Origin of the sequence: Serratia sp. H402Y, assembly GCF_051172415.1 — a bacterium.
In the GTDB taxonomy this organism is placed as follows: domain Bacteria; phylum Pseudomonadota; class Gammaproteobacteria; order Enterobacterales; family Enterobacteriaceae; genus Serratia; species Serratia ureilytica.
This window is the reverse complement of sequence record NZ_JBPIYZ010000001.1, coordinates 2,027,642-2,045,847: the sequence shown is the minus strand read 5'-3', so window position 1 is coordinate 2,045,847 and position 18,206 is coordinate 2,027,642. Positions and strand designations below refer to the sequence as shown.

Annotated in this window: 18 protein-coding genes; 12 read left to right on the top strand and 6 right to left on the bottom strand. The window is 59.3% G+C overall.

Features of this window, described 5'->3' with window-relative positions:
• Positions 1-47: 47 nt before the first annotated feature.
• Complete coding sequence (locus ACSBQS_RS10020) at positions 48-626, bottom strand: hydrolase (protein ID WP_434990406.1); 579 nt, start codon at positions 624-626, stop codon at positions 48-50.
• A gap of 215 nt (positions 627-841) precedes the next feature.
• Here ACSBQS_RS10020 and ACSBQS_RS10015 point away from each other — a divergent pair, with 215 nt between their 5' ends.
• From ACSBQS_RS10015 to ruvB, 7 genes are all read left to right on the top strand, one after another.
• Positions 842-1,072: an FmdB family zinc ribbon protein gene (locus ACSBQS_RS10015; protein WP_320204121.1), complete on the top strand. Its 231-nt coding sequence runs from the start codon at positions 842-844 to the stop codon at positions 1,070-1,072.
• Between the two features lie 74 nt (positions 1,073-1,146).
• Entirely contained in the window at positions 1,147-2,931 is a 1,785-nt protein-coding gene (gene aspS / locus ACSBQS_RS10010; protein ID WP_033643354.1) for an aspartate--tRNA ligase, read from the top strand.
• A complete protein-coding gene (gene nudB / locus ACSBQS_RS10005; protein ID WP_004932373.1) occupies positions 2,931-3,377 on the top strand; it encodes a dihydroneopterin triphosphate diphosphatase in 447 nt (148 codons plus the stop codon). The genes aspS and nudB overlap by 1 nt, the downstream gene beginning before the upstream one ends.
• Before the next feature lie 19 nt (positions 3,378-3,396).
• Positions 3,397-4,140 (top strand): YebC/PmpR family DNA-binding transcriptional regulator, encoded by a 744-nt coding sequence (locus ACSBQS_RS10000; protein ID WP_004932370.1) that lies wholly within the window; start codon positions 3,397-3,399, stop codon positions 4,138-4,140.
• A 57-nt stretch (positions 4,141-4,197) separates the two neighbouring features.
• On the top strand, positions 4,198-4,719 hold the full coding sequence (gene ruvC / locus ACSBQS_RS09995) for a crossover junction endodeoxyribonuclease RuvC (RefSeq protein ID WP_004932367.1): 522 nt from the start codon (positions 4,198-4,200) through the stop codon (positions 4,717-4,719).
• 112 nt (positions 4,720-4,831) lie between these two features.
• Positions 4,832-5,443 carry a Holliday junction branch migration protein RuvA gene (ruvA, locus tag ACSBQS_RS09990; protein ID WP_033643353.1) on the top strand — a complete coding sequence of 204 codons (612 nt, stop codon included), beginning with the start codon at positions 4,832-4,834 and terminating at the stop codon, positions 5,441-5,443.
• A gap of 19 nt (positions 5,444-5,462) precedes the next feature.
• The gene (gene ruvB / locus ACSBQS_RS09985) at positions 5,463-6,467 is read left to right on the top strand and encodes a Holliday junction branch migration DNA helicase RuvB (RefSeq protein ID WP_033643352.1); all 1,005 of its coding nucleotides are present in this window, start codon (positions 5,463-5,465) and stop codon (positions 6,465-6,467) included.
• A 65-nt stretch (positions 6,468-6,532) separates the two neighbouring features.
• Here ruvB and znuB read toward each other — a convergent pair whose 3' ends face one another.
• Entirely contained in the window at positions 6,533-7,318 is a 786-nt protein-coding gene (gene znuB / locus ACSBQS_RS09980) for a zinc ABC transporter permease subunit ZnuB (RefSeq protein WP_172755978.1), read from the bottom strand.
• Positions 7,315-8,073 (bottom strand): zinc ABC transporter ATP-binding protein ZnuC, encoded by a 759-nt coding sequence (znuC, locus tag ACSBQS_RS09975; protein ID WP_004932357.1) that lies wholly within the window; start codon positions 8,071-8,073, stop codon positions 7,315-7,317. The genes znuB and znuC overlap by 4 nt, the downstream gene beginning before the upstream one ends.
• Positions 8,074-8,151: 78 nt before the next feature.
• Between znuC and znuA the strand changes: the two genes are divergently transcribed.
• The 3 genes from znuA (at position 8,152) to lpxM (ending at position 11,558) form a co-directional block, all read left to right on the top strand.
• Positions 8,152-9,096, top strand: a complete 945-nt coding sequence (gene znuA / locus ACSBQS_RS09970) for a zinc ABC transporter substrate-binding protein ZnuA (RefSeq protein WP_033644289.1) — start codon at positions 8,152-8,154, stop codon at positions 9,094-9,096.
• Positions 9,097-9,116: 20 nt separating this feature from the next.
• Positions 9,117-10,439: a murein DD-endopeptidase MepM gene (gene mepM / locus ACSBQS_RS09965; RefSeq protein ID WP_033643350.1), complete on the top strand. Its 1,323-nt coding sequence runs from the start codon at positions 9,117-9,119 to the stop codon at positions 10,437-10,439.
• Between the two features lie 150 nt (positions 10,440-10,589).
• Positions 10,590-11,558 carry a lauroyl-Kdo(2)-lipid IV(A) myristoyltransferase gene (gene lpxM / locus ACSBQS_RS09960; RefSeq protein WP_042785718.1) on the top strand — a complete coding sequence of 323 codons (969 nt, stop codon included), beginning with the start codon at positions 10,590-10,592 and terminating at the stop codon, positions 11,556-11,558.
• A 49-nt stretch (positions 11,559-11,607) separates the two neighbouring features.
• On the opposite strand, the gene ACSBQS_RS09955 is transcribed toward lpxM, so the two are convergent.
• The 3 genes from ACSBQS_RS09955 to ACSBQS_RS09945 form a co-directional block, all read right to left on the bottom strand.
• The gene (locus tag ACSBQS_RS09955; RefSeq protein WP_197666127.1) at positions 11,608-12,489 is read right to left on the bottom strand and encodes a leucine-rich repeat domain-containing protein; all 882 of its coding nucleotides are present in this window, start codon (positions 12,487-12,489) and stop codon (positions 11,608-11,610) included.
• Between the two features lie 83 nt (positions 12,490-12,572).
• Positions 12,573-14,015, bottom strand: coding sequence for a pyruvate kinase (pyk, locus tag ACSBQS_RS09950; protein ID WP_353440159.1), 1,443 nt, complete (start codon positions 14,013-14,015; stop codon positions 12,573-12,575).
• A 190-nt stretch (positions 14,016-14,205) separates the two neighbouring features.
• On the bottom strand, positions 14,206-15,078 hold the full coding sequence (locus tag ACSBQS_RS09945) for a MurR/RpiR family transcriptional regulator (RefSeq protein WP_033643347.1): 873 nt from the start codon (positions 15,076-15,078) through the stop codon (positions 14,206-14,208).
• A gap of 447 nt (positions 15,079-15,525) precedes the next feature.
• Here ACSBQS_RS09945 and zwf point away from each other — a divergent pair, with 447 nt between their 5' ends.
• Entirely contained in the window at positions 15,526-17,001 is a 1,476-nt protein-coding gene (zwf, locus tag ACSBQS_RS09940) for a glucose-6-phosphate dehydrogenase (protein ID WP_033643346.1), read from the top strand.
• A 155-nt stretch (positions 17,002-17,156) separates the two neighbouring features.
• Positions 17,157-17,798, top strand: coding sequence for a bifunctional 4-hydroxy-2-oxoglutarate aldolase/2-dehydro-3-deoxy-phosphogluconate aldolase (locus ACSBQS_RS09935; protein WP_187048923.1), 642 nt, complete (start codon positions 17,157-17,159; stop codon positions 17,796-17,798).
• Positions 17,799-18,206: the final 408 nt, after the last annotated feature.

The window sequence follows — 18,206 nt, the reverse complement described above, 5'->3', positions numbered from 1 at the left end:
CTTGTCTTCCTTTACTTGTGCTTGGCTTATCAGGCTACAACTTAACGTTACCGGTCGAGCGCGGCAAGAATTTCGCCGGTGTCGCGCACCCGCGCCAAACGCGGGAAGATGTGTTCGAACGCGAAACGGTGCATTTCCGCGTTCTGCGCGCTGCAGACGTCTTCGGCGATCACCAGCTCATAGCCGTGTTCCCAGGCGGCGCGGGCGGTGGATTCCACGCCGATATTGGTGGATATGCCGCCCAAGACTACGGATTTGATGCCGCGACGGCGCAGCTGCAAGTCCAGATCGGTGCCGTAGAAGGCGCCCCATTGGCGCTTGGTGATCAGAATATCGCTGTCGCAGACCGCCAGCGGCGCGGGGAACTCCCACCAGGTGGCCGGCAAACCGCCGGCGGGCGCGGGAGCCGGTTTATCCACCGGTTGTTTCAGCGCCTCGGCGAAGGAGTCTGACCAACCGACTCGCACCAACAGCACCGGCGCGCCCAGCATGCGAAAACGCGCGGCCAGCAGGGTGGCGTTCGCCACCACCTGGTCGGCGCCGTGCGGGCCGCCGGCGTAGGGCAGAATGCCGTTTTGCAAATCGATCAGCACCAGAGCGGTGGTTTGAGCGTCAAGTTTCAGCATGGATTTCATCTCGTTGCGAAGTGGATAAAAACTGTTCGGCGCGTCGGGCGAGCTGCGTTCGGCGCAAAACCGGGGGAGAATCAGGCTACGTGAAAAAACTGTCGCAGGTTAATGGGAAATTTGTTAACCGATGTGTTGATTCGAACAAAAACGCGCCATTTAGTGCAGTAACAATGCTGTGTTCGCACTTATCGGGCGGATGAATTTCCTTTATAATGACTCCCTTTTTTCAACACTCTTTAATCCAACGACCTATGCCGATTTATGAATATGCATGTGGTGCTTGCAACCATCGGTTAGAGAAATTGCAAAAATTTTCCGATGCGCCGCTGGCAGACTGCCCGGCGTGTGGGCAGCCCGCGTTGACCAAGTTGATTTCATCTTCCGGTTTCCAGCTTAAGGGCACCGGCTGGTATGCGACGGATTTTAAACCGGGTAACAAGTAGAATTTATCAGATAACAGCCGCGCGACAGGGGCGCAGTAGCCCGGCGCGGCATCGGCTGTGTAAAAGGATAGCGTATGCGTACTGAATATTGCGGGCAGTTGAATCTGTCCCACGTGGGCCAGGAAGTCACTCTGTGTGGTTGGGTCAATCGTCGTCGCGATCTCGGCGGCCTGATCTTTATTGATATGCGCGACCGCGAAGGCATCGTGCAGGTGTTCTTCGATCCGGACGAGAAAGTGGCGTTCGACAAGGCCTACGACCTGCGCAATGAGTTCTGCATCCAGATCGTCGGCACCGTGCGTGCGCGTCCGGACAGCCAGATCAATAAAGATATGGCCACCGGCGAAGTGGAAGTGTTTGCCCACGCGCTCGAGATCATCAACCGCTCCGAGCCGCTGCCGCTGGACTCCAACCAGGTCAACAGCGAAGAAGCGCGCCTGAAATACCGCTACCTGGATCTGCGCCGCCCGGAAATGGCCGAGCGTCTGAAGACCCGCGCCAAAATCACCAGCTTCGTGCGCCGTTTTATGGACAGCCACGGCTTCCTCGACATCGAAACGCCGATGCTGACCAAAGCGACGCCGGAAGGCGCCCGCGATTACCTGGTGCCGAGCCGCGTGCACAAGGGCAAATTCTACGCGCTGCCGCAGTCTCCGCAGCTGTTTAAACAGCTGCTGATGATGTCCGGCTTCGATCGTTACTACCAGATCGTCAAATGCTTCCGTGACGAAGACCTGCGTGCGGACCGTCAGCCTGAATTTACCCAGATCGACGTCGAAACCTCCTTCATGACCGCCGACCAGGTGCGTGAAGTGATGGAGAAACTGGCGCGTGAACTGTGGCTGGACGTGAAGGGTGTGGATCTGGGCGATTTCCCGGTCATGACCTTCGCCGAAGCGATGCGTCGCTTTGGTTCCGATAAGCCGGACCTGCGTAACCCGCTGGAGCTGGTGGACGTGGCAGACCTGGTCAAGGACGTCGAGTTCAAAGTGTTCTCCGGCCCGGCCAACGACGCCAAAGGCCGCGTGGCGGCGATCCGCGTACCGGGCGGCGCACAGCTGACCCGCAAGCAGATCGACGAGTACGGCGCTTTCGTCAACATCTACGGCGCGAAAGGCCTGGCCTGGCTGAAGGTCAACGACCGCGCCGCCGGCATGGAAGGCGTGCAGAGCCCGATCGCCAAATTCCTCAGCGCGGAAGTGCTGGAAGCTGTCCTGGCGCGTACCGACGCGCAGACCGGTGACATCCTGTTCTTCGGCGCAGACAGCTTCAAGATTGTCACCGATGCGATGGGCGCGCTGCGCCTGAAGCTGGGGCGCGATCTGGGGCTGACCCAACTCGACAGCTGGGCGCCGCTGTGGGTGGTCGACTTCCCGATGTTCGAAGAAGACGAAGAGGGCGGCCTGGCGGCGATGCACCATCCGTTCACCTCGCCGCGCGACATGAGCCCGGAAGAGCTGGCCGCAGCGCCGGTCAACGCTATCGCCAACGCTTATGACATGGTCATCAACGGTTACGAAGTGGGCGGCGGTTCGGTGCGTATTCACCGCAGCGAAATGCAGCAGACGGTATTCAGCATTCTGGGCATCGACGAACACGAACAGCGCGAGAAGTTCGGCTTCCTGCTGGACGCGCTGAAGTACGGCACGCCGCCGCACGCCGGCCTGGCCTTCGGCCTGGACCGTCTGGTGATGCTGCTGACCGGCACCGACAATATCCGCGACGTGATCGCCTTCCCGAAAACCACCGCGGCGGCCTGTCTGATGACCGACGCCCCGAGCTTCGCCAACCCGGCGTCGCTGCAGGAGCTGGCGATCAGCGTGGTAAAGAAAGCCGGTGCGGAACAAGAGAGCGAGTGATGAGTTATAAGCGCCCTGAATCTATCCTGGTAGTGATTTACGCGAAATCCAGTGGTCGGGTGCTGATGTTACAGCGGCGCGACGATACCGAGTTCTGGCAGTCGGTCACCGGCAGTCTGGAGCAGGATGAGTCGCCACCGCATGCCGCGCGGCGTGAAGTCATGGAAGAAGTCGGCATCGATATCGAAGCAGAGCACCTGCCGTTGTTCGATTGCCAACGCTGCGTGGAGTTTGAACTCTTTGTCCATTTGCGACATCGCTATGCGCCGGGAACCACGCGCAATAAAGAGCACTGGTTCTGTCTGGCGTTGCCCGAGGAGCGCGATCCGGTGATTACCGAGCATCACGCTTACCAATGGCTTGAGGCGGCCGAGGCCGTGAAGTTGACCAAGTCGTGGAGCAATCAGCAGGCGATTGAAGAGTTCGTGATCAATTCAGTCCAGTAGTTTTTTTCGGAGATTTTTTATGGCAGGTCATAGTAAGTGGGCCAACACAAAGCACCGTAAAGCGGCGCAGGACGCCAAGCGCGGTAAAATTTTCACCAAGATTATTCGTGAGCTGGTCACTGCCGCGAAGCTGGGCGGCGGCGATCCGGATTCCAACCCGCGTCTGCGCGCGGCGATGGACAAGGCGCTGTCGAACAACATGACGCGCGACACCATGAACCGGGCGATCGCGCGTGGCGTGGGCGGCGATGATGATACCAACATGGAAACCATCATCTACGAAGGCTACGGCCCTGGCGGCACCGCCGTCATGATCGAATGCCTGAGCGACAACCGTAACCGCACCGTGGCGGAAGTGCGTCACGCCTTCACCAAATGCGGCGGCAACCTGGGTACCGACGGTTCCGTTGCCTACCTGTTCACCAAGAAGGGCGTAATCACTTACGCACCGGGCCTGGATGAAGACAGCGTGATGGAAGCGGCGCTGGAAGCCGGTGCGGAAGACATCGTGACCTATGACGATGGCGCCATCGACGTGTTCACCGCCTGGGAAAGCCTGGGCGCGGTGAAAGACGCGCTGACCGCGGCGGGCTTCGAAGCTGAAGCGGCGGAAGTGTCGATGATCCCATCGACCAAGGCCGACATGGACGCGGAAACGGCGCCTAAGCTGCTGCGCCTGATCGATATGCTGGAAGACTGCGACGACGTGCAGGAAGTTTACCATAACGGTGAGATCTCCGACGAAGTGGCGGCGACGCTGTAATCCGGTAAAACGGGCGCCGCCATCAGGCGGCGCCGTGCATGCAAGGTGGATGTAGATATGGCGATCATACTCGGTATCGATCCCGGCTCACGCGTCACCGGCTATGGCCTTATCCGCCAGCAGGGGCGCCAGTTGAGCTATATCGCCAGCGGCTGCATCCGCACGGTGGTGGACGACATGCCGACGCGGCTGAAGCTGATTTACGCCGGCGTCAGCGAGATCATCACCCAGTTTCAGCCAGACTTCTTCGCCATCGAACAGGTGTTTATGGCCAAGAACCCGGATTCGGCGCTCAAGCTCGGTCAGGCGCGCGGCGTCGCGATCGTCGCGGCGGTGAATCAGAATCTGGAAGTGTTCGAGTATGCGGCGCGGCAGGTCAAACAAACCGTGGTCGGCACCGGCGCAGCCGAAAAGGCGCAGGTGCAGCACATGGTGCGCTCGCTGCTCAAACTCTCGGCCAACCCGCAGGCGGACGCCGCCGACGCCCTGGCCATCGCCATCACCCACTGCCACCTCAGCCAGAACGTGCTGCGGATGAGCGAAGGGCGGCTTAACCTGGCGCGCGGGCGTTTGCGCTGACGCGAAGCGATGATTGCTCAGGCTGGATATTCATCCAGCCTTTTTTATGTTATAAGCTTTACCAGCAACGGCATGGCAGGGCGCCATGCCCGGTCATTCTGCAGGAGGGTAAATGATAGGTCGTCTCAGAGGAAATATTCTGGAAAAGCAGCCGCCGCTGGTGTTATTGGAGGCGAACGGCGTGGGCTATGAAGTGCACATGCCGATGACCTGCTTTTACGAGCTGCCGGAACTGGGGCAAGAGGCCATCGTGTTTACCCACTTCGTGGTGCGCGAAGACGCGCAGCTGCTGTACGGCTTCAACGATAAGCAAGAGCGCGCGCTGTTCCGCGAGCTGATCAAGGTCAACGGCGTCGGGCCGAAACTGGCGCTCGCGATCCTGTCGGGCATGTCCGCGCAGCAGTTCGTCAGCGCGGTGGAGCGTGAAGAGATCACCGCGCTGGTCAAGCTGCCGGGCGTGGGCAAGAAAACCGCCGAACGCCTGGTGGTAGAAATGAAAGACCGCTTCAAAGGGCTCAACGGCGATCTATTCAACAGCAGCGAGATCAGCTTGCCGTCCGCCGCTGAGAAAGCGCCTGAGGCGGATGCGGAGGCCGAAGCGGTCTCGGCATTGGTGGCGCTGGGCTATAAGCCGCAGGAAGCCAGCCGCATGGTCAGCAAAATTGCCAAACCGGGTGCCGACTGCGAGACCCTGATCCGCGACGCGTTGCGCGCTGCTTTGTAAGGCCGCTAAGAGGTAGATAATGATTGAAGCCGATCGCCTGATCTCCGCCGAACCGCTCAACGAGGAAGAAGTCCTCGATCGCGCCATTCGTCCCAAGCTGTTGACCGAATATGTGGGCCAGCCGCACGTGCGCGAGCAGATGGAGATTTTCATCCAGGCGGCCAAGCAGCGCGGCGACGCGCTCGACCACCTGCTGATCTTCGGTCCGCCGGGGCTGGGGAAAACCACCCTGGCCAACATCGTGGCCAACGAAATGGGCGTGAATTTGCGTACCACCTCCGGCCCGGTGCTGGAGAAGGCGGGCGATCTGGCGGCGATGCTGACCAACCTCGAACCGCACGACGTGTTGTTCATCGACGAAATCCACCGCCTGTCACCGGTGGTGGAAGAGGTGCTGTATCCGGCGATGGAAGACTATCAGCTGGATATCATGATCGGCGAAGGGCCGGCGGCGCGTTCGATTAAGCTCGATCTGCCGCCGTTTACCTTGGTGGGTGCAACCACCCGCGCCGGTTCGCTGACCTCACCGCTGCGCGATCGCTTCGGCATTGTCCAGCGGCTGGAGTTTTATCAGGTGGCGGATCTGCAGCACATCGTCTCTCGCAGCGCCGGGTGCCTGGGGCTGGAGCTGTCCGACGAGGGCGCCCATGAGGTAGCCCGCCGCGCGCGCGGCACGCCGCGTATCGCCAACCGTCTGTTGCGCCGGGTGCGCGACTTCGCCGAAGTGCGCGCCAACGGCGTGATCAGCGGCGCGGTGGCGGCGCAGGCGCTCGATATGCTTAACGTGGATGCCGAAGGCTTCGACTATATGGATCGCAAACTGCTGTTGGCGATTATCGACAAGTTTACCGGTGGCCCGGTCGGGTTGGATAACCTGGCGGCGGCGATCGGCGAGGAACGCGAGACCATCGAAGACGTGATCGAACCGTTCCTGATCCAGCAGGGCTTTATCCAGCGCACGCCGCGCGGCCGTCTGGCGACGCAGCATGCCTACCGGCATTTCGGCCTCGAACGCGAAGCGTAAGTTTTTAATCCGCCAACCAACAAGAAAGGGCCGCAGATGCGGCCCTTGTCATATCCCGGCTTTAATCAAGCCTGCTGTTTTTTAAACAGGCTCAGCGTGAACAGCACGGCGGCGCAGAGCACCACCGAAGGGCCGGCAGGCGTATCGTAAAACGCCGAGAAGGTTAGGCCACCGGTAACCGCCACCATCCCGAGCAGCACCGCGATGCCCGCCATCTGCTCCGGCGTGCGCGCGAAGCGGCGAGCGGTGGCCGCCGGAATGATCAGCAGCGAGGTGATGATCAGCGCGCCGACGAATTTCATCGCCAGACCGATGGTCAAGGCGGTGATCAGCATCAGCACGGTGCGCGCCCGCGCCAGATTGACGCCGTCGACGTGCGCCAGCTCAGGGCTGATGGTCATCGACAGCAGATCGCGCCATTGCCACCACAGCACCAACAGCACCACGGCGACGCCGCCGGCGATCATCACGATGTCGCTCAGCGTGACCGACAGCAGATCGCCGAACAGATAGGCCATCAGATCGACCCGCACGTTGGACATCAACGCCACCACCACCAGTCCCAGCGACAGGGCGCTATGCGCCAGAATGCCGAGCAGGGTATCCACCGAGAGCTGCGGGCGGCGCTCCAGCCACACCAGGGCCAGGGCCAGCAGCAGCGTAATGGCGATCACCGCATAGAAGGGGTTAATGTCGAGCAGCAGACCAAAGGCGACGCCGAGCAGCGAGGCGTGCGCCAGGGTATCGCCGAAGTAGGACATGCGGCGCCAGACCACAAAGGAGCCCAGCGGCCCGGCGGCGCCGGCCAACAACACCCCGGCCAGCCAGCCGGGAAGTAACAATTCGATCATGCTTCGCGGCTCCCGGTTTTCTTCAAGACAATTCTTCCCTGCAGGTCGTGACGGTGGTTGTGATGGTGGCGATACACCGCCAGCTGCTCTGCGCCGCGGTTGCCGAACATGGCGATGAATTCGGGATGCATCGAGACCACCTCCGGCGCGCCGGAGCAGCAGATGTGCTGATTGAGGCACAACACCTCGTCGGTTTTCGCCATCACCAGATGCAGATCGTGCGAGACCATCAGCACGGCGCACCCCAGCTCCTTGCGCAGTTGATCGATCAGATCGTACAGCGCCAGTTGGCCATTGACGTCCACCCCTTGCGTGGGTTCGTCCAGCACCAGCAGCTGCGGTTTATTCAGCAGCGCTCGCGCCAGCAGCACGCGCTGGTTTTCGCCGCCGGAGAGCTTTTGCATGGGCTGGTCGAGCAGGTGGGCGGCGTGCACGCGTTTGAGCGCCGGCAGAATGTCGGCTTTCTTTACGCCCGGTTTCAGGCGCATAAAGCGGCTGACGGTCAATGGCAGGGTAGCGTCGAGGTGCAGCTTTTGCGGCACGTAGCCGATGCGCAGATCGGGCTCACGCTCCAGCGTGCCGGCGGTCGGTTTTACCAATCCCAGCACTACGCGCACCAGCGTGGATTTACCCGCGCCGTTCGGGCCCAGCAGGGTGAGAATGCGGCCAGGCTGCAGGCTGAGGGAAATATTCGACAGCACCTTGCGGCTGCCGAAGGCGACGGAGATATTTTTTAGCGTTATCAGTGTAGACATCTCGAGATTACAGGTTGCAGAACGAAGCGAATGTTATAATATCACACCTTGTTGATGAAAACGATGGGATTACTGATGATGGCACAGAAAAATAAATGGCTGCAGCGCACGCTGCTGGCCAGCGCACTCGTGATGGCCGGCCCGCTGAGCAGCGCTTCCGCGGCGGTGGTGACGACGATTCGTCCGCTGGGCTTTATCGCTTCGGCTATCGCCGACGGCGTGACGCCGACCGAGGTGCTGCTGCCGGATGGCGCTTCGCCGCACGACTTCGCGCTGCGGCCTTCCGATATTCAGCGTTTGCGTTCTGCCGACCTGGTGCTGTGGGTCGGACCGGACATGGAAGCGTTCCTGACCAAGGCGCTGGTGCCTATCTCGGCAACCCGCAAACTCGCCATCAGCGAACTGCCCGCGGTGAAGCCGCTGCTGATGAAAGGCGAAGATGACGACGATCATGATCATGCAGGCGAGGCGCATAACCATGCTGATGACGATCATGGGCATCATCACGGCGAGTACAATATGCACGTTTGGCTGTCGCCGGAGGTGGCAAAAGTGACCGCGATCGCGATTCACGACAGATTGTTGGAACTTATGCCGCAAAATAAGGACAAATTAGACGCAAACCTGCGCCAGTTCGAGAATCTGCTGACGCAAACTGACAAAAATGTTGGTAACATGCTTACGCCTGTGCAAGGTAAGGGTTATTTTGTTTTTCATGATGCTTACGGCTACTTTGAGAAACACTACGGTTTGAGTCCGTTGGGCCATTTTACCGTCAATCCCGAAATTCAGCCTGGAGCACAGCGCCTACACCAAATTCGAACACAGTTGGTTGAGCAGAAAGCGGTATGCGTTTTTGCTGAGCCACAATTCAGGCCGGCCGTAATCAATGCCGTCGCCAAGGGTACCACTGTGCGTTCCGGAACGCTGGACCCGCTGGGCATCGGCATCGCGCTGGGGAAGGACAGCTACGGGAAATTCCTGACACAGTTGTCAAGCCAGTACGTGAGCTGCCTGAAGTAAGCTTATGAGGATAATATCGAGTGCAGCAGATAGTCCGAACTATCGCTCTGGCGTATAACAACCTGCCACGGCCCCACCGCGTCATGCTGGGGTCGCTGACAGTCGTCACATTGGCCGTCGCTGTTTGGCGGCCTTTTGTTTACCACCCAGAACACAATCCCATCGCCAAGAGCGTCGAGTTAGAATCCAGCCAGTTGCGGTCATTGCTCCCCGAAGCCAGTGAACCGATAGATGCCGACCAACCCACCCCCGATGACGAAATCCCGCAGGATGAGCTGGACCAGAAGGATGCCGGCGATGATGGCGTGCATGAATATGTGGTTTCCACCGGCGATACCCTCGGCAGCATTCTGACGCAGTACGGCATCGATATGTCGGATGTCACGCTGCTGGCTTCGCAAAACCGCGATCTGCGCAACCTGAAGATCGGCCAACAGCTGTCGTGGACCGTGAACGAAGCGGGCGATCTGCAGCAGTTGACCTGGGAAGTTTCTCGTCGAGAAACCCGCACCTACGATCGCGTCGGCAACAGCTTCAAAGAGTCGAAAGAGGCGCAGCAGGGCGAATGGCGCAACAACGTGATCAGCGGCCGCGTTAACGGCAGCTTCGTCAGCAGCGCCGGCGACGCCGGGTTGAGCCGTAACGAAATCAATGCGGTGATCAAGGCGCTGCAATGGCAGCTCGATTTCCGCAAACTGCGCAAGGGCGACCAGTTCTCCGTGCTGATGTCGCGCGAACATTTCGACGGCAAGAAATCGCAAAGCCAACTGTTGGGCGTGCGTCTGCGCACGGGCGGCAAAGATTACTATGCGATCCGCGCCGAGGACGGCAAGTTCTACGATCGCCAGGGCTCTGGCCTGGCACGCGGCTTCATGCGTTTCCCGACCATGAAACAGTTCCGCATCTCCTCCAACTTCAACCCGCGCCGTGTGAACCCGGTGACCGGCCGCGTGGCGCCGCACAAAGGCGTCGATTTTGCCATGCCGGTCGGCACGCCGGTGCTGGCGGTCGGCGACGGCGAGGTGGTGATCGCCAAGCGCAGCGGCGCAGCCGGCAACTATGTGGCGATCCGCCACGGCCGCCAATACACCACGCGCTACATGCACCTGAAAAAGCTGCTGGTGAAACCGGGCCAGAAGGTGAAGCGTGGCGATCGCATAGCGCTCTCCGGCAACACCGGCCGTTCCACCGGGCCGCACCTGCACTTTGAACTGTGGACCGGTCAACAGGCGGTGAACCCGCTGACGGCCAAGCTGCCGCGTTCCGAAGGCCTGAGCGGCAAAGACCGCAGCGATTATCTGGCGCAGGTGAAGGAAGTGGTTCCTCAGCTGCAACTGGATTAACGTCCCCCTTATTCCGGCGCTCCGGCGCCGTTAATTTCATCGGCCTGATTGCGGGCCGATGCTGTTTTATCTGGGCGGTTCGCGGTTGTTAATTGCAAAATTGGTGATGGCAATTATGATTAGCCGAATTGCTAAGCGAAGAGCATGTGCATGCAAAACGAGAAGAAATCGAACGTAGAGTTCATCCCGCAGTTTCAAAAAGCCTTTTTATACCCGCGCTACTGGGGCGTGTGGCTGGGAACCGGCCTGATGGCCGGCGTTTCGCTGGTGCCTGCGCGCCTGCGCGATCCGGTGCTGGGGGCGATCGGCACACTGGCCGGCAAGCTGGCGAAAGGGGCGCGTCGTCGTGCCCGCATCAACCTGCTGTATTGCTTGCCGGAACTGCCGGAAAGCGAGCGTGAGCACATTATCGACCAGATGTTCGCCTGTGCGCCGCAGTCGATGGTGCTGATGGCGGAACTGGCCTGCACCAAACCGGAAAAAGTGCTCAAGCGCGTGCGTTGGCACGGTGAAGAGGTGTTGGACAAGATCCGCGCGGAAGGGCGTAACGTGATTTTCCTGGTGCCACATGGCTGGGCGGTGGATGTGCCGGCGATGTTGATGGCCGCGCGCGGTCAACCGATGGCGGCGATGTTCCACAATCAGCGCAATCAGCTGATCGACTACCTGTGGAATGCCGTGCGTCGTAAATTCGGCGGCCGCATGCACGCGCGCAATGACGGCATCAAACCGTTTATCAGTTCGGTTCGCCAGGGATATTGGGGTTACTATCTGCCCGATCAGGATCACGGTGCTGAGCACAGTGAGTTTGTCGACTTCTTCGCCACCTATAAGGCGACGTTGCCGGCGGTCGGGCGGTTGATGAAAGTGTGTCGTGCGGCGATCGTGCCGTTGTTCCCGGTATACGACGGCAAAACCAGCATGCTGGATATCTATATTCGCGAGCCGATGGACGATCTGGCCGAAGCGGACGATCCGCGCATTGCCCGCCGCATGAACGAAGAGGTGGAGAATCTGGTGGGCCCGAACCCTGAGCAGTACACCTGGATCCTCAAACTGTTGAAGACGCGCAAGGAAGGGGAGATTGAACCCTACTCGCGCGACGATCTGTATCGTTAATCCTATCTACCGCTAACGCCGGTCGGGCCGCACCCTGGCCGGCGTCACTTCAGATGTGCACCATACAGCCGCGCGCCCGCAGGATCTCAATGACGTTGGGCGTGTGGGTGAAATCATTCCAGCGCAGATCCAGCTTGCGCAGCCGGCTCAGTTCACCGAGGCTTTCCGGCAGATCGCTCAGGCGGTTGGCGCGCAGATCCAGACTTCTCAGCGCCGTGAGCTCACCGATATTTTCCGGCAGGCGCGTCAGTTGATTAAAACGCAGGTTCAGCTCGCTCAATCGCGGCAGGCGGCAGAAGGCTGCCGGCAGTTCGGTGATGGCATTGTTGGCCGCATCGAGTATCTCAAGCTCGCCGAGCAGAGCCATTTCCGCCGGCAGCGTGGTCAGGGCATTTTTCATGATATGCAACTCGCGCAGCGCGCGCAGTTGCCCGATTTCGTCGGGCAGGCTGCGGATGCGATTGTTGTATAAACGCAGCTCCTGCAACGCCGCCAGCCTCGGTATTGCCTGCGGCAAGGCGGTCAGCTGGTTATCGGTCGCGTTGAGGTAAACCAACTGCTGCAGTTGCGCCAGCGCACGCGGCAGGTCGCTAAAGCCGTTATCGCTCAGGTAGAGGTATTTCAGCCGGTGCAGCTGCCCCAATGTTTCAGGCAGTTCGCTCGCGCGGTTGTGACCAAAATCGAACATCTCGAGCTGTTGCAACTGACCTATCTCCGGCGGCAGACGCTCGAGCTGATTACAGGAGATATTCAGCACCTGCAGGTTCTGGTGCCGGAATAGGGAAGTAGGGAAGACCGTCAGCCGGTTGTCGTACAGGCTGACCTTGCGCAGCGCGTGGCCGGCAAACAGCGATTCGTCGAGCTGCGTCAGGCCGCGTCCATCGAGCTCGAGCTCATCACAGGCCGAGGCGGAATTGTGCTGGTGGAGCATGGCGTTCTCCGTCGTAATGGCAGTGTCAGAGCAAAAAAATGCCGGCCTAGGTGGGCCGGCCGGCATTTCGTCTGCGGCGTGAATTACTCGACGCGCAGGATACGGCTGGTATTGGTGGTGCCGACGGTTTCCATCACGTCGCCCTGGGTGACGATCACCAGATCGCCGGAGACCAGGAAGCCTTTGTCGCGCAGGCGATTGACGGCTTCGTTGGCGGCGATGACGCCGTCTTTATGGCTGTCGAAATACACCGGCGTCACGCCGCGATACAGCGCGGTCAGGTTAAGCGTGTGCTCATGCCGCGACATGGCGAAGATCGGCAGGCCGGAGCTGATGCGTGACATCATCAGCGCGGTGCGGCCGGACTCTGTCATGGCGATCAGCGCGGTGACGCCTTTCAGGTGGTTGGCCGCATACATCGAAGACATGGCGATCGCCTCTTCGATATTGTCGAACTGCACGTCCAGACGGTGTTTGGAAACGTTGATGCTCGGGATCTTCTCGGCGCCCAGACAAACGCGCGCCATCGCCGCCACGGTTTCCGCCGGGTATTGGCCGGCAGCGGTTTCCGCCGACAGCATGACGGCGTCGGTGCCGTCCAGCACGGCGTTGGCCACGTCCATGACTTCGGCGCGGGTCGGCATCGGGTTGGTGATCATCGACTCCATCATCTGAGTCGCGGTGATCACCGCGCGGTTCAGAGTACGGGCGCGGCGGATCAGTTTCTTCTGGATCCCGACCAGCTCCGGATCGCCGATTTCGACGCCCAGATCGCCACGGGCGACCATCACCACGTCGGAGGCCATAATGATGTCGTCCATCGCTTCGTCGCTGCAGACCGCTTCGGCGCGCTCAACCTTGGACACGATCTTGGCGTTGCAGCCTGCGTCGCGCGCCAGGCGGCGAGCATAGTTCAGATCTTCACCGGTGCGCGGGAAGGAGACCGCCAGGTAGTCGACGCCGATCTTGGCGGCGGTGACGATGTCCGCCTTGTCTTTTTCGGTCAGCGCTTCGGCCGACAGGCCGCCGCCGAGTTTGTTGATGCCCTTGTTGTTGGACAACGGGCCGCCAACGGTGACTTCGGTAAACACTTTCATGCCCTGAACTTCGAGCACTTTCAGCTGAACGCGGCCGTCGTCGAGCAGCAAGACGTCGCCCGGCACGACGTCGGCAGGCAGGCCTTTATAGTCGATACCGACTTTTTCTTTATCGCCTTCGCCTTTTGACAGGTTGGCGTCCAGCAGGAATTTATCGCCCACGTTGAGGAAGATTTTGCCTTCCTTGAAGGTGGAAACGCGGATTTTCGGCCCTTGCAGATCGCCAAGGATAGCGACGTGACGTCCCAGTTTGGCAGCGATTTCGCGCACTTTGTCTGCGCGAGCCTGGTGATCTTCCGGGCTGCCGTGGGAGAAGTTAAGCCGAACTACGTTGGCGCCGGCGGCAATGATCTTTTCCAGATTATTGTCGCGGTCTGTAGCCGGACCCAGGGTGGTAACGATTTTGGTTCTTCTGAGCCGTCTGGACATGTATTACTCCGTTGACTGGTGAAGCAAATATTGGTGTTGCGATAACGTCGGATAACGAAACCAGGCGTGAAATGTAATTTTACAACACTGATATTTCACCCGGGTTACCCGCATGAGCGTATTAACAGGGTACAGCCTCTGATGTCGCCATTCAAATGTCTGTTGAACGGCGACTTTTTTCTTCGTCGGGTTACGAGTCAAAACTGTTGGGAATGACTACGCCTTTATCAAAGCGCGATTCTTTGAGCGCTTCTTTGACCCGCTTCAAGTTATCTCTGAATTTAGCCCCTCTGCGCAAGGTAAATCCGGTGGCGAGCACGTCAATGAGCGTTAATTGCGCGATCCGCGACACCATCGGCATGTAAACGTCGGTGTCTTCAGGCACGTCGAGCAGCAACGCGAGGGTCGCCGCCTGGGCGAGCGGGGTGTCGCGCGAGGTGATAGCCAGTACCGTGGCGTCGTTTTCTCGCGCCAGGTGGGCCATTTCCACCAGGTTCTTGGTGCGGCCGGTGTGAGAGATCAACACCACCACGTCGCCCTCGCCGGAGTTCATGCAGCTCATGCGCTGCATGACGATGTCATCGAAGTAGACCACCGGAATATTGAAGCGGAAAAATTTGTTCATCGCGTCGTGGGCCACGGCGGCGGAGGCGCCCAGACCGAAGAAAGAGATCTTTTTTGCCTGGGTGAGCAGGTCAACCGCACGATTGATTGCGGCAATATCCAAATTTGCCTTTACTGTATCCAGGCTGGCCATCACCGATTCGAAGATCTTGCTGGTGTAGGAATCGACGCTGTCATCTTCCTCGACGTTGCGGTTTACGTAGGGCGTGCCGTTAGCCAGGCTTTGGGCGAGATGCAGTTTGAAGTCGGGAAAGCCTTTGGTATCAAGGCGACGGCAAAAACGGTTGACGGTGGGTTCGCTGACGTCGGCCATGCGCGCCAGCGTGGCGATGCTGGAGTGAATGGCGGTCTGCGGGGAGGCCAGGATCACCTCGGCGACTTTCCTTTCAGATTTGCTCAGGAGCTCCAGATGGCTCTGGATTTTGTCCAGCGTATTCATATAACGAGAGTCACTCATGGTTTTATCCCTGTGGCTTTCAAGCAACAGCGCCGAATTTCGCCCGTGTTCGCCGTGCAAGCAGACGCCAAACGAGCGGCTGTAACCTGAAATCGATAGGGTATGTCGATTGCAAACAAAGGAGATATCAATGCCGGTTTAGTGAAAATATACTACGTGCTGGTAACCGTTGGCAGTCTCGACAGGGCGTATGCAGGCTTTTTTCACCAGAATATGACCTGTGTCTAACTTTCATAATGGTAACAGAGCGTCAAAAAAGACGAAAAATTACAGTTTTGCCCGCCTGTGAGGGCGCCGGCGCGCAGTGGCGCTACCACTGAGATCTTAACGTCTTTTTTCTGCTTCTGCGCCGGGTTTGCTGGCCGTAGTCAAACAGAGTACATTAGTAATGTAAGAAAATTACAAATATCCTGCAACGAGGAGATGAACATGGCGGTAACCTCTACAGCCCAGGCGTGTGACCTGGTTATTTTCGGCGCGAAAGGTGATTTGGCGCGCCGTAAGCTGCTGCCTTCCCTGTACCAGTTAGAGAAAGCCGGACACATCCACCCGGATACGCGGATCATCGGCGTCGGCCGCGCGGAGTGGGATAAAAAAGCCTATACCGAAGTGGTCAAGGAAGCGCTTGGCACCTTCATGAAGGAAAAACTGGATGACGAACTCTGGGCCACGCTGAGCGCGCGACTGGACTTCTGCAATCTGGACGTCAACGACAGCAAGAACTTTACCAAACTCGGTAAAATGCTGGATCAGAAGCATCGCACCACCATCAACTACTTCGCCATGCCGCCAAGCACCTTCGGCGCCATCTGCAAAGGGTTGGGCGAAGCCAAGCTGAACCATGAGCCGGCGCGCGTGGTGATGGAGAAACCGTTGGGCACCGATCTGGCGTCCTCCCGCGTGATCAACGATCAGGTGGCGGAGTTCTTCAACGAGTCCCAGGTCTACCGCATCGACCACTACCTCGGCAAAGAGACGGTGTTGAACCTGTTGGCGCTGCGTTTCGCCAACTCGCTGTTCGCGTCCAACTGGGACAACCGCACCATCGATTCGGTGCAGATCACCGTGGCGGAAGAGGTGGGCATCGAAGGGCGCTGGGGCTACTTCGATCAGGCCGGCCAAATGCGCGACATGATCCAGAACCACCTGCTGCAGATCCTGACCATGATCGCCATGTCGCCGCCGGCGGATCTGACCACCGACCGTATCCGCGACGAGAAGGTGAAGGTGCTGCGTTCGCTGCGCCGCATCGATCAGACCAATGTACGGGAAACCACCGTGCGCGGTCAGTACACCGCCGGTTTCGTCCAGGGCAAGAAAGTGCCGGGGTATCTGGAAGAAGAAGGGGCGAACAAGAGCAGCAGCACCGAGACCTTCGTTTCCATCCGCGTGGACATCGACAACTGGCAATGGGCCGGGGTGCCGTTCTATCTGCGTACCGGTAAACGTCTGCCGACCAAATGCTCGGAAGTGGTGGTGTACTTCAAGAATCCGCCGCTTAACCTGTTCAGCGACTCTTATCAGCAGCTGCCGCAAAACAAGCTGACCATTCGTTTGCAACCGGACGAAGGCATCGAAATTCAGGTGTTGAATAAGGTGCCGGGGCTGGATCACAAGCACCGCCTGCAGACTACCAAGCTGGATCTGAGTTTCTCGGAAACCTTCAACCAGGAGCACGTGGCGGACGCCTACGAGCGCCTGCTGCTGGAGACCATGCGCGGCATTCAGGCGCTGTTCGTGCGCCGTGACGAAGTGGAAGAGGCCTGGAAGTGGGTCGACTCCATCATGGACGCGTGGAAAGCCGACAACGAAGCGCCTAAGCCTTATCAGGCGGGCACCTGGGGGCCGGTGGCCTCGGTGGCGATGATCACCCGCGACGGCCGTTCCTGGAACGAGTTCGAGTAATGCGCAATGCCGGCAGCCCGTCTGCCGGCTTTTTTTTTGCCTGCGATCTGCGCGTGGGCCACATCACTTACGGTACGGCCGGACGTTCGCGCGTTTGCGCGGAGCCCTGTGGCAGGGGCGTGCCATTGTTAACCGCGAGTAATGGAGAAAGAATGATGAAAAACTGGAAAACCAGCGCTGAACAGATCCTGACGGCGGGGCCGGTGGTGCCTGTTATCGTGATCAACACGCTGGAACAGGCGGTGCCGCTGGCGAAAGCGTTGGTTGCCGGCGGCGTGCGGGTACTGGAGGTGACGCTGCGCACCGCCTGTGCGCTGGAGGCTATCCGCGCTATCGCCCAAGAGGTGCCGGAGGCGATCATCGGCGCCGGTACGGTGATCAATCCACAGCAGCTGCGGGAGGTGACCGAGGCCGGGGCGCAGTTCGCCATCAGCCCGGGGCTGACCGACGCTTTGCTGCAGGCGGCGACGGCGGGGTCAATCCCGGTGATCCCGGGCATCAGCACCGTATCTGAACTGATGCTGGGCATGGATTACGGCCTGCGCGAATTCAAATTCTTCCCGGCTGAAGCCAACGGCGGCGTTAAGGCGCTGCAGGCGATCGGCGGCCCGTTCCCGCAGGTGCGCTTTTGCCCGACCGGCGGCATTACGCCGAACAATTACCGCGATTATCTGGCGCTAAAAAGCGTGCTGTGCATCGGCGGCTCCTGGCTGGTGCCGGCCGATGCGCTCGAAAGCGGCGACTACGCGCGCATCACTGAACTGGCGCGCAGCGCCGTCAGCGGCGCCGCGTTGTAACCCGCGCCAGGCCTGGGGTTGGCGCTTATTTGCTCACCCGCGGATCTCGCAAGGCTCAACGCTCCGTTGGGCCTTTTTTAATTTTTATCGCGATTAACTTTCTTATTTTTAACCCGTTTTTTTCTGCTTTTTTATGAAAACGGCAGTTTGCTTTCTTATTTTGGCTATGGTAAAAATATCTCAGTTGAAAATTTTACTTTTATGAGGATATTGGGCAAATCGCACGGTGTGCGGCTGATAATAGAGAACTATTATGATGACTATTAACGGAACTACCCTCAGAACCTCTACGTGCCAACTCTTCCTGTCTGCGATCCTTGCCAGTGAGCATCACTGGTGCAGCGAGCTATAGCGTCTTTCTCCCTTAACCGGTGCTGGTAGCGGGCTTACGCCTTCGCTCTACCGTTC

What these genes read in the sequence shown, in the direction of transcription:
- nudB (WP_004932373.1), top strand. Translation starts at nt 2,931, where the DNA reads ATGAGTTATAAGCGCCCTGAATCTATCCTGGTAGTGATTTACGCGAAA.
- zwf (WP_033643346.1), top strand. Translation starts at nt 15,526, where the DNA reads ATGGCGGTAACCTCTACAGCCCAGGCGTGTGACCTGGTTATTTTCGGC.
- ruvA (WP_033643353.1), top strand. Translation starts at nt 4,832, where the DNA reads ATGATAGGTCGTCTCAGAGGAAATATTCTGGAAAAGCAGCCGCCGCTG.
- znuB (WP_172755978.1), bottom strand. Translation starts at nt 7,318, where the DNA reads ATGATCGAATTGTTACTTCCCGGCTGGCTGGCCGGGGTGTTGTTGGCC.
- ACSBQS_RS09955 (WP_197666127.1), bottom strand. Translation starts at nt 12,489, where the DNA reads ATGCTCCACCAGCACAATTCCGCCTCGGCCTGTGATGAGCTCGAGCTC.
- pyk (WP_353440159.1), bottom strand. Translation starts at nt 14,015, where the DNA reads ATGTCCAGACGGCTCAGAAGAACCAAAATCGTTACCACCCTGGGTCCG.
- aspS (WP_033643354.1), top strand. Translation starts at nt 1,147, where the DNA reads ATGCGTACTGAATATTGCGGGCAGTTGAATCTGTCCCACGTGGGCCAG.
- ruvC (WP_004932367.1), top strand. Translation starts at nt 4,198, where the DNA reads ATGGCGATCATACTCGGTATCGATCCCGGCTCACGCGTCACCGGCTAT.
- ACSBQS_RS09935 (WP_187048923.1), top strand. Translation starts at nt 17,157, where the DNA reads ATGAAAAACTGGAAAACCAGCGCTGAACAGATCCTGACGGCGGGGCCG.
- znuA (WP_033644289.1), top strand. Translation starts at nt 8,152, where the DNA reads ATGGCACAGAAAAATAAATGGCTGCAGCGCACGCTGCTGGCCAGCGCA.
- ACSBQS_RS10020 (WP_434990406.1), bottom strand. Translation starts at nt 626, where the DNA reads ATGCTGAAACTTGACGCTCAAACCACCGCTCTGGTGCTGATCGATTTG.
- ruvB (WP_033643352.1), top strand. Translation starts at nt 5,463, where the DNA reads ATGATTGAAGCCGATCGCCTGATCTCCGCCGAACCGCTCAACGAGGAA.
- lpxM (WP_042785718.1), top strand. Translation starts at nt 10,590, where the DNA reads ATGCAAAACGAGAAGAAATCGAACGTAGAGTTCATCCCGCAGTTTCAA.
- znuC (WP_004932357.1), bottom strand. Translation starts at nt 8,073, where the DNA reads ATGTCTACACTGATAACGCTAAAAAATATCTCCGTCGCCTTCGGCAGC.
- ACSBQS_RS10000 (WP_004932370.1), top strand. Translation starts at nt 3,397, where the DNA reads ATGGCAGGTCATAGTAAGTGGGCCAACACAAAGCACCGTAAAGCGGCG.
- ACSBQS_RS10015 (WP_320204121.1), top strand. Translation starts at nt 842, where the DNA reads ATGACTCCCTTTTTTCAACACTCTTTAATCCAACGACCTATGCCGATT.
- ACSBQS_RS09945 (WP_033643347.1), bottom strand. Translation starts at nt 15,078, where the DNA reads ATGAATACGCTGGACAAAATCCAGAGCCATCTGGAGCTCCTGAGCAAA.